Here is a 13,961-nt window from a genome sequence, read left to right as displayed (position 1 = left end):
GCGCGCGCCAAAGACAAGCCGGGGCGCGCTTTGCGGCATAACCTGGGAAGATTTCCACAGATGCTGTGCGCGGGACCTTACGGACCCTTGCTGTTGAGCACGCGGTTGGCGCGATAATCGATGGTGAAGGTGTCGGCGGCGAAGCGCACGCCTTCCTGCACGTTGAAGATCATCACCGTGGTGTCCTTGCCCTGCGCGTCGGTGATCGTCCACTGGCGCAGTTCATAGGTCTTGGGATCGAACATCATGGTGATCATGGCGTTGCCGAACACAGACTTGTCGGCAAGCTGGATGGTGGTGAGATCGTCTTCCTGCTTGACGCTTTTCACCTTGTCGCCCGACAGGTCGATGCGCTCGTCGAGCAGCAGCTTGAGTGGGGTCTTCGACAGGGGATAGAGGTCGGAAGTGCGCAGCTTCTGATTGAGGATCACCACCGACTTGCCGTCGGCGATCACCCGAAAATTCGACGATCCGTCATAGTTGAAGCGGATTTTCCCCGGCCGTTGCAGGAAGAACTTGCCGCCCGTCTGCTCGCCTTTCGGACCGAACTGCACGAACTCGCCCGTCATCGACTTCACCGACGAAAAATGATCGGCGATGCGCTGGGCCGCCGCAGGCGTCGCCGCATGAGCGGCGGCGACAGGATGCAGGCCCGGCACGATATGGAGCGCGGCCGCACCCGCGCATGCGAAGCCGAGCCCGAGAAACCTGCGGCGCGAGGGGGCGGCTTCGGCAACCGTGGCAAAAATCTGGTTTGTCATTCGTCTCGCTCTCGTCTGCCCTTCGAAAATCCATATTCGCTTTCAGTTGGGCTTAAGTTTGACCAGTTCAAGAACTTCCATGAAGCCGGTCAGAACTTGTCCTCTTCCGTCGGCACGAGGATTTCGCGTTTGCCGGCATGGTTGGCGGGACCGACGATGCCCTCCTGCTCCATGCGCTCGATGATCGAGGCCGCGCGATTATAGCCGATGCCGAGCCGGCGCTGGATGTAGCTGGTCGAGGCCTTGCCGTCGCGCAGCACCACCGCCACCGCCTGATCGTAGGGATCGTCGGAATCCTCGAAGTTCCCGCCGCCCGAGCCGCCCTTGCCCGAAGCCTCGTCATCATCCTCGTCATCCTCGGTGATGGCGTCGAGATATTGCGGCACGCCCTGAAGCTTGAGATGGGCCACCACTTTCTCGACCTCGTCGTCGGAGACGAAGGGGCCGTGCACACGCTGGATACGGCCGCCGCCAGCCATATAGAGCATGTCGCCCATGCCCAGAAGCTGTTCCGCGCCCTGCTCGCCCAGGATGGTGCGGCTGTCGATCTTCGAGGTGACCTGGAAGGAGATGCGGGTCGGGAAGTTGGCCTTGATGGTGCCGGTGATGACGTCCACGGACGGCCGCTGCGTCGCCATGATGACATGGATGCCGGCGGCGCGCGCCATCTGGGCGAGACGCTGCACCGCGCCCTCGATGTCCTTGCCAGCGACCATCATCAGGTCGGCCATCTCGTCGATGATGACGACGATAAAGGGCATCGGCTCGAGGTCGAGATGTTCAGTTTCGTAGATCGCCTCGCCGGTCTGACGATCGAAACCGGTCTGCACCGTGCGGGTGATCTGCTCACCCTTCTTGTGCGCCTGGGCGACGCGCGCATTGAAGCCGTCGATGTTGCGCACGCCCACCTTGGACATCTTGCGGTAACGGTCCTCCATCTCGCGCACCGTCCACTTCAGCGCCACCACCGCCTTCTTCGGATCGGTCACGACAGGGGTCAGCAGATGCGGGATGCCGTCATAGACCGACAGTTCGAGCATCTTGGGGTCGATCATGATCAGACGGCACTGTTCCGGCGTCATGCGGTAGAGCAGCGACAGGATCATGGTGTTGATGGCGACCGACTTGCCCGAGCCGGTGGTGCCGGCCACCAGAACGTGCGGCATCTTGGCGATATCGACGATCACCGCCTCGCCATTGATGGTCTTGCCGAGCGCCAGCGCCAGCTTCGCCTTGCTGGTCTCGAAATCGCGGCTGGCGAGGATTTCGCGCAGGTAAACCGTCTCGCGCCGCGCATTCGGCAGCTCGATGCCGATGGCGTTGCGGCCGGGAACCACGGCGACACGCGCTGCGATCGCGCTCATGGAACGCGCGATGTCGTCGGCAAGACCGATGACACGGCTCGACTTGATGCCCGGCGCGGGCTCAAGCTCATAAAGCGTGACCACAGGGCCGGGGCGCACCTGAATGATCTCCCCCTTGACGCCGAAGTCTTCGAGCACGCCTTCCAGCAGGCGCGCATTCTGCTCCAGCGCATCCATTGACAGGCTGGCGTCACGCACGACATTGGGCGGATTGGACAGGAAATGCAGCGACGGCATTTCGAAGCTGCCGCTTCCGATCAGCCCCGGGGGGATCAACGAAGTCTGCGCCTCACGCTGCACGCGCGCGCCCTGCGCCGGACGTGGCGCAGGCGCGGTTACGCGGGCGGTTGCTTCCGGCGAGCGGAAATGCTGGACGTGGCCATGAGACGCCTGCGCCTGCTGATCGTCGAAATAGAGGTCGTCCGTTCCGGCGTCGTCGAACATGTCGCGATCATGCGGATCGAGCGACGGCGCGCGCTGCCTCACCATTTCGGCGAAGAATTCCGGCTCGACACGGGCGTTGCCGCCCCGGATCATGCGCGCCTCTTCCATCTCGGCAGATTCCACACGCTCAGCCGCACGACGCCAGGCGCTGGCGCGCGACTGCTCCGGGGTTTCGAAATAGCCGTCATCCGCCGCGCGGCGAGAAGGCATATGCCTGTGCGTCCACGCACGCGCCGACATCCACCAGTGCGCCAGCATCCCCAATACGAGGCTGCCGCGCCCGTCATCGTCCTCATCGTCGTCACCGAACTGGCTGGCGCCCTGGTCGAGTTCCTCGTCCTCTTCAGGTTCCATAATGGCGAAACCGTTGCGACGCCTGATGAGAGCCGAGCCATAGGCGAACAGCCACAATGCGGGAACCGCAAGAAACGCGATGACGCCGGCCGCGAACAGGCCGGTCGGGTAGCCTCCGATGACCATGCCGGGGAGCTTCAGCACCATATCGCCGAACACGCCGCCAAGGCCGGTCGGCAGGGGCCAGGTGGGCGGAGGGGAGATACAGCCGGCCATGGCCGCGGCGGCCAGCGAAAAGCCAAACCAGCCGAGGGCGCGCTTCGGCATGCGATCAACGGCGCGACCGGAAAACAGCAGGACGCCCCAGATCACCGCCGGCGCAAGCCCGGCGACCGCGGACAGGCCGAAGAACTGCATGGCGAGGTCCGAAAACACCGCGCCGGCATAGCCCATGGCGTTGGTGACCTGCGCGTCCGTCGCGTGGCTGAAGCTCGGGTCCGCGACATTCCATGTCGCCAGAGCGGCGACCCCGAAGGCGACGAAAGCGAACAGCGCAAAGCCAGCCATCCGGCCCACCTGCCGGCGCGCGAACGCCTGCAAGCCCCCATAGGCCGAATCTTCCAGCGCAAGCCGTGCGGTAGCCCCTGAACGCATGAATTGATCCTCGTCGGTCGTGGTGAGCCGGCGCGGACGCCGGACAGACTCTGAGGCTCAAACTAGCGAAGGGATGGTTAAAACCGCATTAACCATGGGGGTTGCGGGACTTGATCCCCAAAAGCTGCGCGCTCCGTGCTGCGCTTTCGGCGCGCCGATTTCGGAACCAGCGGGCATTGGCGCGGCTTCAAAAAGAAAGAACCCGGCAGTTGCCTGCCGGGTTCTTCTGTTCAGACGGTGAAACCGATCTTAGAACGAACGCTGGAAGCGGAGGTAACCACCCCAGCCGTCCTGCTTGCCGCCAACCTTGGCGCCGGTGATGTCGCGCTCGTAACCAGACGCGTAGACAACTTCCGGACGGATGTTGAAGCCGGGAACCAGTGCGTAGTTCACGCCGACAGCAGCGCCGAAGTTCTCATGGTCGTCATAAGCGAGCTGGAAGTCCAGCGCGGCCTTGTCGGTGAACTGATACTTGCCACCGCCCCAGACAGCCCAGTCGCCGCCCCAGACGCCATAATAGCCGCTCTTGCCGAGCGTCGTGGCGGTGCCGAGAACCCAGGCACGATCGAAGTCGTAATCCTGGTAACCGGCCATGACCCAGAGGCTCAGAGCTTCGTTGACGTTGAAGTCGACGCGCAGCTTGGCGGCAACTTCACCATAATTGGAGTCGTAGCCGATGACGCCCGACACCTTGCCCCAGCCCTGCGTGAACGAGGCGCCAGCCACGACATGCGGAACGTAGGAATCGATGGTGTAGTTAACCCCGGAACCTTCTTCAACGCCGATCGTGGCGGAGAAGCCGTTGCCGCCGTCGAAGGTGTAGGCGATCAGGTGGGTCTTGCCCGGGGTGTAGTTGACGCCGATGTCGTCGTTGATGACCGAGCCGGCCGAGTCGGTCAGCGTCTCGAACAGCGAGTCGGTGTAGGCGATGGTCAGGCCGCCGAGCTGGATGATGGCGTGCTCAAGAGCCCAGGAAGACTCAGTGCTCGACAAAGGATCAACGGTACCAACACCGGGGATCGTGGCGCTGGCTTCGATGGAATCGCGCTGGTAGTAGGTGGCGATGAAGCCGCGCAGGGTGCCGTACTCGGTCTCCGAACGGGCGTCGAAGGTGAGCTGGGCGCGCATGCGCTTGAAGTACGTGTCGTTCAGATCGGGGATACCGGCCAGAGCGTCCTTCTTGTCGAAGCTTTCGATGCCCGACACGTCACCAACGCCGATGTCGTAGCGCAGGTAGCCGCCGACCTTGAGGCAGGTCTCGGTGCCCGGGATGTAGAAGTAACCAGCGCCGTAGACGTCGCAGATGCGGACGTATTCAGCGGGTTCCGGCTCGGCCACGACGATAGCGTCGGCGGCGCGCGCACCGGAGACTGCGACGAGAGCCGCAGCGGAGCCGAGAAGCAGGCTCTTGATGTTCATTTTCTGACCTCCAGTCAAAAGTTCAAAAACGGGTCTGGGCTATTCTTTGCTGAAGGACAGCGTTCCCTGCCCCATCCCCTACGGTGAAAAAGACGCGCACCGCGCCTCTCCTTCGAAACCGACATTACCCATCGGGCCGGCGCGTTCAACAAGGAACACAACGCGCTGCAACCCCTGCGGCTGCTATCCGAAAGGTGTGTTGCAGAAACGCCACGTTTTTGCAGGGCGCGGAAACCTCTCGTTAACCATTGGGGCCTTGCCGGGGGCGTTTTTCCGCATCACGGCTCGAATCGGAATGGAACCGCCCAAAAAAAGAGGGCCGGCAGAACCGGCCCCCAAGGAACGCCACGGCGGAACCTGTGGCGCGTCCACTCTATTTGCCCCTTTCCGAGGCGTTCCCCTTTGGTGGTTGATGAGTGATGGGGTGGTTATGCGTGATAGGCGACTTCGCCATGGGAGGTGATGTCGAGGCCCTGCGCTTCAGCCTCCGCGGCCGGCCGCAGCCCGACGGCCAGGTCGACCAGCTTGTAAAGGATGGCGGAGACCACGCCGCACCAGACGATGGTGACGAGAACGGCAAGGATCTGCGTCCAGACCTGAGCGCCCATGGTCACGCCTTCCTCGTAGCCGACGCCGCCAAGCGAAGCGGAGGCGAAGACGCCGGTTCCGATGGCCCCGACGATGCCGGCCACGCCGTGAATGCCGAACACATCCAGCGAATCGTCATAGCCGAGCCTGTGCTTGACCACCGCGACGAAATAATAGGCCACGACGCTGGCGATCGCTCCCAGAACGATCGCGCCGACCGGGCCGACGAAGCCCGCCGCCGGCGTCACGGCGACGAGGCCGGCGATCACGCCGGATGCGCCGCCGAGCATCGAGGCCTTGCCGCGCACCGCCTTTTCGACGGCCGACCAGGCGATGACCGCGCCTGCGGTGGCGGTGAAGGTGTTGATCATGGCGAGCGCAGCAGTTCCGCCGGCCGAAAGCGCCGAGCCGGCGTTGAAGCCGAACCAGCCCACCCACAGCACAGCCGCGCCAACGAGCGTCAGCGGCAGGTTGTGGGGGGCCATGTTCTCCTTGCCGTAACCCGCGCGTTTGCCGATGATGATCGCCCCGACCAGCGCTGCGATGCCCGCATTGATGTGAACCACGGTGCCGCCGGCGAAATCCATCACGCCCCATCCGAAGAACAGGCCGTTCTCATCCCACGCCATATGCGCGATCGGGAAATAGACCAGACTGACCCACAACACGACGAACAGGACGAGCGCGCCGAACTTCACGCGCTCGGCGAAGCCGCCGACGATCAGCGCCGGCGTGATGCAGGCGAAGGTCATCTGGAAACAGATGAAGACCAGTTCGGGAATGGAGCCCGCTTCGGACTCCGGCGTCACGCCGGCGAGGAACAGCTTGCCGAAACCGCCGAAGAAGGCGCTTTCGCTGCCGCCGAAAGCGAAGGAGTAGCCCCACAGCACCCACACCACGATAACCGCCGCGGTGATCATGGTGCACTGCATGAGCACCGACAGCACGTTCTTGGCGCGCACGAGCCCGCCATAGAAGAGAGCGAGGCCGGGCAGGATCATGAACAGCACGAGGATGGTCGAAACCAGCATCCATGCGGTGTCGCCGGAATCGAGTGCCGAAGCCGCTGCTTCCGTCGCGGCTTCAGCCGCCTCCGGGGCGGTCTCCTGCGCCAACGCGGCGAGCGGACCGAACAGGGCGAGAGCCGCCGGACCGAACAGCCCCGCTCTTCTGAGGGTGGAAGAAAAACGCATTGATCTCTCCATGATAGGTCGACCGCGCCGGATCACAGGGCGTCGGTGTCGGTTTCGCCGGTGCGGATGCGCACGGCCTGATCGATGCCGAAGACGAAGATCTTGCCGTCGCCGATCTGGCCCGTCCGGGCTGCGATGCGAATGGCCTCGACGGCCTTGTCGGCGAGGTCGCCGGCAACCGCGACCTCGATCTTGATCTTCGGCAGGAAGCTCACCGCGTATTCGGCGCCGCGGTAGATTTCGGTATGCCCCTTCTGACGCCCGTAGCCCTTGACCTCGGTGACGGTCAGGCCTTCGATGCCGAGCGCAGTCAGCGCCTCGCGCACCTCGTCGAGCTTGAACGGCTTGATGACAGCCATCACGATTTTCATCAGCTTCACCCTCTGCTGGTGCGCCGGCCCCACACGGACCGGCAGCACAAAGGGTCAATCAAGCTCCGTGCCAATTGCGGGAACGGAAGCTCAACACTCTGATTTAAAAAGGATAAAATTTGAATCTGGGGATGCGCGGCAGACAAGCCGCTCCCACGGCAGACTAATTTTTATGCAGAATATTCCATCTGCATAAAATTAAGGCTGACGACGCAAGCGGATCAGGCCTTCCTGCGCGACCGAAGCGATCAGGGTTCCGTCGCGCGCGAACAGGTCGCCACGCGTGAAACCGCGCCCGCCCTGCGTGGAGGGGCTGTCCTGCGTGTAGAGGATCCAGTCGTCCAGCGGATTCTGGCGATGAAACCACATGGCGTGGTCGAGGCTGGCGGCTTGGATGTCGCGATCGAAGACGGCGCGGCCATGGGCGAAGGTCGAGGTGTCGAGCAGCGTCATGTCGGAGAGATAGGCCAGCACCGCGGACTGCAGCGCGCGGTCGGCCGGAACCGGGCCGGTGGTGCGAATCCAGATGTTCTGCTTCGGCTCCAGCTTTTCGCGGCTCGTATAGTGCTTGAGCATCACCGGCTTCATCTCCACCGGCCGCGGCCGCTCCCAGTAGCGCTTGATGCCTTCCGGGACGGTGTCGCCGAAGCGGCCGATCAGCTCCTTCTGCGACATCAGCGAATCGGGCTCGGGAACGTCGAGCGGCATGGGCGCCTGATGCTCAAGCCCCTCCTCGTCCTGCTGGAACGACGCCTCCAGCGAAAAAATCGCGTGGCCGTGCTGGATCGCCACGACGCGCCTTGTGGTGAAGGAGCCGCCGTCACGGATGCGGTCCACCTCATAAACGATGGGCAGCTTGGTGTCGCCCGGCAGCATGAAATAGCCGTGCAGCGAATGCACATGGCGATCCGGCTCCACGGTGCGCTGGGCGGCCACCAGCGCCTGCGCGATGGTCTGGCCGCCGAACACGCGCTGCCAGTCGCTTTGCGGGCTGCGACCACGGAACAGATTGTGCTCCAGCCTTTCAAGGTCGAGAATGGAAAGAAGCTCGTCCATGGCCGTCGTCATCATCTGGTCCCTTGCCTTATCGTGGCCCGTGGTGTCCGACAGGATGGGCATCGCGTCAAGGCTGCTGTATATCCGCAGTCGGCCGAAGAAGAGGTTGAACGATGTCTGGAACGAGCGAAGCGACGAAGGCCGCGAACGAATTGTCTGACACCGGCAGGCTCGACGTTCTGGTTGCGGGCGCGGGGTATGTCGGACTGGCCAGCGCCGTCGCCCTCAAGCACGCGCGTCCGGGCCTCAGGGTCGCCGTGGTCGACGCCGCGCCCGCCGATGTCTGGCGGAAGGACAGCCGCGCCTCGGCAATCGCCGCCGCCGCCTCTCGCATGCTGGAACAGCTCGATATCTGGCGCCGCGTCGAGCCGCACGCGCAGGCCATCACCGAGATGATCATCACCGATTCGCGCACCGGCGACCCGGTGCGGCCGGTGTTCCTCACCTTCGACGGCGAGATTGCGCCGGGCGAACCCTTCGCCCACATGATCGCCAACCGCGACCTCAACCGCGCCCTGCGCGACCGGGCCGCCGAACTGGGCGTCGACATCATCCAGGGCGTCGGCGTGCAGGGCTTCGACACGGACGGCGGCGGCGTCACCGTGCAACTGGCCGACGGCGCGTCGCTGCGCGCGCGGCTGCTTGTGGCCGCCGACGGCGTGCGCTCGAAGCTGCGCGACATGGCCGGCATCAAGACCGTGCGCTGGGACTACGGCCAGTCCGGCATCGTCTGCACCGTGGCGCATGAGCGTCCGCACAACGGCCGCGCCGTCGAGCACTTCTTCCCCGCCGGACCGTTCGCCATCCTGCCCCTGAAAGGCAACCGCTCGTCGCTGGTCTGGGCCGAGCGCACCGAAGAGGCCGAAAGGCTGATCAACGGCGACGAGATGATCTTCGAGGCGGAGCTGGAGCGCCGTTTCGGGCTTGAACTTGGTGAGATCCGGGTTGAGGACAAGCCCCGCGCCTGGCCACTCGGCCTCACGCTTTCCCGCAGCTTCGTGGCGGCGCGCGTGGCGCTCGCCGGCGACGCCGCCCACGGCATCCACCCCATCGCCGGACAGGGCCTGAACCTTGGCCTCAAGGATGTGGCCGCGCTCGCCGAGGTGATCGTCGAGGCCGACCGGCTCGGACAGGACATCGGCGCGCTTGACGTGCTGGAGCGCTATCAGCAATGGCGCCGCTTCGACACGGTGCAGATGGGTGTGACCACCGACATTCTGACGCGCCTGTTCTCCAACGACGCAGCGCCCGTCCGCGCCGCGCGCGACTTCGGCCTCGGGCTGGTCGAGCGCCTGCCCAGGCTGAAGAATTTCTTCATCAGGCAGGCTGCCGGCCTTGCCGGACCCACGCCACGGCTCTTGAAGGGCGAGCCCCTTTAAAGCCGCTCCGTTCCACCACAGCCATTTGAGGAGGTAGCCCATGAGCCTCGATTCCGTCCGCGCCTTCTTCAGGACACACGCGCCCGACCTCGAAGTCATCGTCACCGACCAAAGCTCCGCCACGGTGGCGCTGGCGGCCGAGGCCCATGGCGTGGAGCCGGCCCAGATCGCCAAGACGATCTGCCTCAGGGCCGGCGACCAGCCGCCCGTGCTGATCGTGGCCGGCGGCCTCGCCCGCATCGACAACCGCAAGTTCAAGGACCGGTTCGGCGGCAAGGCCCGCATGCTCGACGCCGGGCAGGTGATGGAGCTGACCAGCCATCCCATCGGCGGCGTGTGCCCGTTCGGCCTGGCCACGGAGTTGCCGGTCTACTGCGACGTTTCGCTGCGCGCCTATGAGGAAGTGGTGCCCGCCGCGGGCGCGACGAACGCGGCGGTGCGCGTGCCGACGACGAGACTCGCCGAACTGACCGGCGCCGAATGGGTCGATGTGTGCCAATAGGCGGCCCTTGCCTTACAAATCCGCAAGGGCACACTATCTCCTTCATCAGGCAGGCGCCGCCTGCCGATCTGGCAGAAGGAGATGATCATGAACCGTCACGCCACCGCCGTCTGGAACGGCACCCTCACCGAGGGTTCCGGCACGCTCGACACCCAAAGCGGCGCTTTCGCCCAACAGCCCTATTCCTTCAAGGGCCGGTTTCAGGATGAAGCCGGCAAGTCCGGCACCAATCCGGAAGAACTGATTGCAGCCGCCCATGCCGGCTGCTTCGCCATGCAGCTTTCCCATTTCCTGGCGGAGAATGGCACTCCGGCGGAGGAACTCAAGGCCGAGGCCGTGGTCACCTACGGTCCGGCGACCGGCGGCGGTTTCGAGATCACCGAAAGCGCACTGAAACTCACCGGCAAGGTGGCGGGCATCGATGAAGCGACATTCCGGGAACTGGCCGACAAGGCCAAGGCCGGCTGCCCGGTCTCTAAAGCGCTCGGCGCGATCAAGGTGACGCTCGACGCGAAGCTGGCCTGAACGGAGCGCTCACAAAAGCCCCGGACTCCGGGGCTTTTCAATCCGGCGAGCGCTTCAGCCGCCCAGCGCGTCGAGTCTTTCGGTAAGTTGCCGCACCTGCTCTTCCAGCGCCGCGATGCGCACTTCGAGTCCGGCGTCGCCCGACACCACTACAGGGCCGGAAGCGGCTGAAATGGCCGCCATGTCCACCGGTCCGCACAGAAGATGCGCGAAGCGGTCCTCGCGCTGGCCAGGGCCGCGCCCGATTTCCTGCACCAGGGGCGGGCGCTTGCCGATCAGCATGTCGAGTTCGCCGCGCAGATCATCGGCGGAAGCGAAGCGGGCGAGGCGCTCGCCGCGCGCCAGCAATTCATGCAGGGTCTGCGGACCGCGCAGCATCAGCAACCCAAGCAGCGCCGTCTGCGGCACGGTCAGCGAAAACTTCTGGCCCATCAGATGCTCGTAACGCTCGACACGCGAGCCGAAAATCTGCCGCACCAGCCCCTTCTGCTCCAGCATCTTGAGGCCGCGCATCACATCCGACTGCGACAGCGCCATGACCGGCTCGCGCGCCGTCTTCTGGTTCGCTGCCGCCAGAAGCGCATTGGCCGTGAGCGGATAGACGTCCGGCGTCAGTTCCTTTTTCTCGATGAGGCAGCCCAGTATCCGGGCTTCGAGTGCGCTGAGCGTGGGAAATTCGTCGCCGTTCATCGTTTCGAACTCTCCGATCCAGAGACAAGGCCGCCGCCGGGGTTCCGGCGGCGGCCTTGCTATAACCGATCGGGACGAGGGCGCAAACTTTTCACGCCCGCATCTAGCGAGGAATCGCGCGTCAGACGCGGCGCTCGACCATCATCTTCTTGATTTCCGCAATCGCCTTGGCCGGGTTCAGCCCCTTGGGGCAGGTCTGCGTGCAGTTCATGATGGTGTGGCAGCGATACAGCCGGAACGGGTCTTCCAGATTGTCCAGCCGCTCGCCCGTCGCCTCGTCTCTGGAGTCGATCAGCCAGCGATAGGCCTGCAGCAGAACGGCCGGTCCGAGATAGCGGTCGCCGTTCCACCAGTAGCTCGGGCACGCCGTCGAGCAGCATGCGCACAGGATGCACTCGTAGAGGCCGTCGAGCTTTTCGCGGTCCTCATGGCTCTGCAGCCATTCCTTGGCGGGCTCGGGAGAAACGGTCTGCAGCCAGGGCTCGATCGAGGCGTGCTGGGCGTAGAAATTGTTGAGGTCCGGCACGAGGTCCTTGACCACCGGCATATGCGGCAGCGGATAGACCTTGACCGGTCCCTTGATCTCATCCGAGCCCTTGGTGCAGGCCAGCGTGTTGGCGCCGTCGATGTTCATGGCGCAGGAACCGCAAATGCCTTCGCGGCAGGACCGGCGCAACGTCAGCGTCGGATCGATCTTGTTCTTGATCCACAACAGGCCGTCGAGAACCATTGGCCCGCAATCGTCCATATCGACGAAATAGGTGTCGATGCGCGGGTTCTCGTCGTCATCCGGAGACCAGCGATAGATACGGTACTCGCGCAGATTGGTGGCGCCCTCCGGCTTCGGCCAGGTCTTGCCCTGCGTGATCTGCGAGTTCTTGGGGAGCGTGAGTTCGACCATTTTTCAGATCCTCAATACACACGCGCCTTGGGCGCGATCTTGGCCGGGTCGATGCCGCCGTCCTCGGGCTTGAGCTGCGGCTCGGTTTTGACCCCACGGTAGCTGAGCGTCACCTTGCCGTCTGGGCTGAGATGAGACAGCGTGTGCTTGCGCCAGTTGGCGTCGTCACGGGCCGAGAAATCCTCGCGTGCATGCGCCCCGCGGCTCTCCTTGCGCGCCTCGGCGCTGTAGACGGTGGTGATGGCGTTGGCCATCAGGTTCTCCAGCTCCAGCGTCTCGACGAGGTCCGAGTTCCAGATCATCGAACGGTCGAAGACCTTGACGTCCTTCATCTCGCCCCAGATCTGCGAGATGCGCTTGCAGCCGTTCTCCAGCGACTCCTGCGTACGGAACACCGCCGCGTCATCCTGCATGGCGCGCTGCATGCGCTCGCGGATGACGGCGGTCGGCGTCGAGCCGCTGGCGTGACGCAGACGGTCGAAGCGATCCATGATCTTGTCGCAGGCGATCTTGTTGAGCGCGGGCACCGCCGACTTGGGATCGACGATCTCGCCGGCGCGGATGGCGGCGGCGCGACCGAACACTACAAGGTCGATCAGCGAATTGGAGCCCAGACGATTGGCGCCGTGCACCGAGGCGCAACCGGCTTCGCCGACGGCCATCAGGCCGGGCGTCACGCGATCCGGGTCGCCGCTGGTCGGGTTGAGCGCCTCGCCCCAGTAATTGGTCGGAACGCCGCCCATGTTGTAGTGCACCGTCGGCAGCACCGGGATCGGCTCCCTGGTGAGGTCGACGCCTGCGAAGATCTTCGCCGATTCCGAAATGCCGGGCAGGCGCTCGTGCAGCACCGCCGGATCGAGATGGTCGAGGTGCAGGAAGATGTGGTCCTTGTTCCTGCCGACGCCGCGCCCCTCGCGGATTTCCATGGTCATGCAGCGCGAAACCACGTCACGCGAGGCAAGGTCCTTGGCCGATGGCGCGTAGCGCTCCATGAAGCGCTCGCCCTCGGAATTGACCAGATAGCCGCCCTCGCCGCGCGCGCCTTCGGTGATCAGGCAGCCGGCGCCGTAGATGCCGGTCGGGTGGAACTGCACGAATTCCATATCCTGAAGCGGCAGGCCGGCGCGTGCGACCATGCCGCCGCCGTCGCCGGTGCAGGTGTGTGCGGAAGTGGCGGAGAAATAGGCGCGGCCATAGCCGCCGGTCGCCAGAACCACCATCTTCGCGGAGAAGCGGTGGATGGTGCCGTCATCGAGGTTCCACGCCACCACGCCGGTGCAGGTGCCGTCCTCTTCCATGATGAGGTCGACGGCGAAATATTCGATGAAGAACTGCGCCTGATGCTTCAGCGACTGGCCGTAGAGCGTGTGCAGGATGGCGTGGCCGGTGCGGTCGGCGGCCGCGCAGGTGCGCTGCACGGGCGGGCCGTCGCCGAAATTCTGCATATGGCCGCCGAACGGGCGCTGATAGATCTTGCCTTCCTCGGTGCGCGAGAAGGGCACGCCATAATGCTCCAGCTCATAGACCGCCGCCGGCGCTTCGCGCGCCAGATATTCCATCGCGTCGGTGTCGCCCAGCCAGTCGGAGCCCTTGACGGTGTCGTAGAGATGCCAGTGCCAGTGATCGGGCCCCATGTTCTGCAGCGAGGCGGCGATGCCGCCCTGTGCGGCCACCGTGTGCGAACGGGTGGGGAAAACCTTGGTGATGCAGGCTGTCTTCAGCCCCTGCTCGGCCATGCCGAGCGTGGCGCGCAGGCCGGCGCCGCCGGCGCCGACGACAACGACATCATATTTGTGATCGACATAATTATAGGCGGCCAC

The 13,961-nt window shown here is 64.5% G+C and carries 12 protein-coding genes; 3 read left to right on the top strand and 9 right to left on the bottom strand.

Annotation, left to right across the window (positions count from 1 at the left end):
- Positions 1-77 precede the first annotated feature (77 nt).
- The 6 genes from ABID44_RS09585 to tesB all read right to left on the bottom strand — a co-directional run bounded on the left by ABID44_RS09585 (position 78) and on the right by tesB (position 8,156).
- Positions 78-761, bottom strand: coding sequence for an outer membrane lipoprotein carrier protein LolA (locus ABID44_RS09585; protein WP_354151477.1), 684 nt, complete (start codon positions 759-761; stop codon positions 78-80).
- 89 nt (positions 762-850) lie between these two features.
- The gene (locus ABID44_RS09580) at positions 851-3,517 is read right to left on the bottom strand and encodes a DNA translocase FtsK (RefSeq protein WP_354151476.1); all 2,667 of its coding nucleotides are present in this window, start codon (positions 3,515-3,517) and stop codon (positions 851-853) included.
- Positions 3,518-3,766: 249 nt separating this feature from the next.
- A complete protein-coding gene (locus tag ABID44_RS09575; protein ID WP_354151475.1) occupies positions 3,767-4,936 on the bottom strand; it encodes a porin in 1,170 nt (389 codons plus the stop codon).
- A gap of 428 nt (positions 4,937-5,364) precedes the next feature.
- The gene (locus ABID44_RS09570) at positions 5,365-6,717 is read right to left on the bottom strand and encodes an ammonium transporter (RefSeq protein ID WP_354151474.1); all 1,353 of its coding nucleotides are present in this window, start codon (positions 6,715-6,717) and stop codon (positions 5,365-5,367) included.
- A gap of 32 nt (positions 6,718-6,749) precedes the next feature.
- A complete protein-coding gene (locus ABID44_RS09565; protein ID WP_354151473.1) occupies positions 6,750-7,088 on the bottom strand; it encodes a P-II family nitrogen regulator in 339 nt (112 codons plus the stop codon).
- A gap of 198 nt (positions 7,089-7,286) precedes the next feature.
- Positions 7,287-8,156 (bottom strand): acyl-CoA thioesterase II, encoded by an 870-nt coding sequence (tesB, locus tag ABID44_RS09560; protein WP_354151505.1) that lies wholly within the window; start codon positions 8,154-8,156, stop codon positions 7,287-7,289.
- Between the two features lie 101 nt (positions 8,157-8,257).
- Between tesB and ABID44_RS09555 the strand changes: the two genes are divergently transcribed.
- The 3 genes from ABID44_RS09555 to ABID44_RS09545 all read left to right on the top strand — a co-directional run bounded on the left by ABID44_RS09555 (position 8,258) and on the right by ABID44_RS09545 (position 10,550).
- Positions 8,258-9,523: a ubiquinone biosynthesis hydroxylase gene (locus tag ABID44_RS09555; protein WP_354151472.1), complete on the top strand. Its 1,266-nt coding sequence runs from the start codon at positions 8,258-8,260 to the stop codon at positions 9,521-9,523.
- 40 nt (positions 9,524-9,563) lie between these two features.
- On the top strand, positions 9,564-10,025 hold the full coding sequence (locus ABID44_RS09550; RefSeq protein WP_354151471.1) for a YbaK/EbsC family protein: 462 nt from the start codon (positions 9,564-9,566) through the stop codon (positions 10,023-10,025).
- Positions 10,026-10,112: 87 nt separating this feature from the next.
- A complete protein-coding gene (locus ABID44_RS09545) occupies positions 10,113-10,550 on the top strand; it encodes an OsmC family protein (RefSeq protein ID WP_354151470.1) in 438 nt (145 codons plus the stop codon).
- A 54-nt stretch (positions 10,551-10,604) separates the two neighbouring features.
- On the opposite strand, the gene ABID44_RS09540 is transcribed toward ABID44_RS09545, so the two are convergent.
- The 3 genes from ABID44_RS09540 to sdhA all read right to left on the bottom strand — a co-directional run bounded on the left by ABID44_RS09540 (position 10,605) and on the right by sdhA (position 13,961).
- Complete coding sequence (locus ABID44_RS09540; protein WP_354151469.1) at positions 10,605-11,240, bottom strand: YceH family protein; 636 nt, start codon at positions 11,238-11,240, stop codon at positions 10,605-10,607.
- A 121-nt stretch (positions 11,241-11,361) separates the two neighbouring features.
- Positions 11,362-12,141 carry a succinate dehydrogenase iron-sulfur subunit gene (locus ABID44_RS09535; protein WP_354151468.1) on the bottom strand — a complete coding sequence of 260 codons (780 nt, stop codon included), beginning with the start codon at positions 12,139-12,141 and terminating at the stop codon, positions 11,362-11,364.
- Between the two features lie 11 nt (positions 12,142-12,152).
- Positions 12,153-13,961, bottom strand: a complete 1,809-nt coding sequence (gene sdhA, locus ABID44_RS09530; protein ID WP_354151467.1) for a succinate dehydrogenase flavoprotein subunit — start codon at positions 13,959-13,961, stop codon at positions 12,153-12,155.

Origin of the sequence: Aquamicrobium ahrensii, from assembly GCF_040545755.1 — a bacterium.
Taxonomy (GTDB): Bacteria; Pseudomonadota; Alphaproteobacteria; order Rhizobiales; family Rhizobiaceae; genus Mesorhizobium; species Mesorhizobium ahrensii.
Note: the sequence above shows the minus strand (reverse complement) of the source record. Positions and strands in the feature narration are given on the sequence as shown.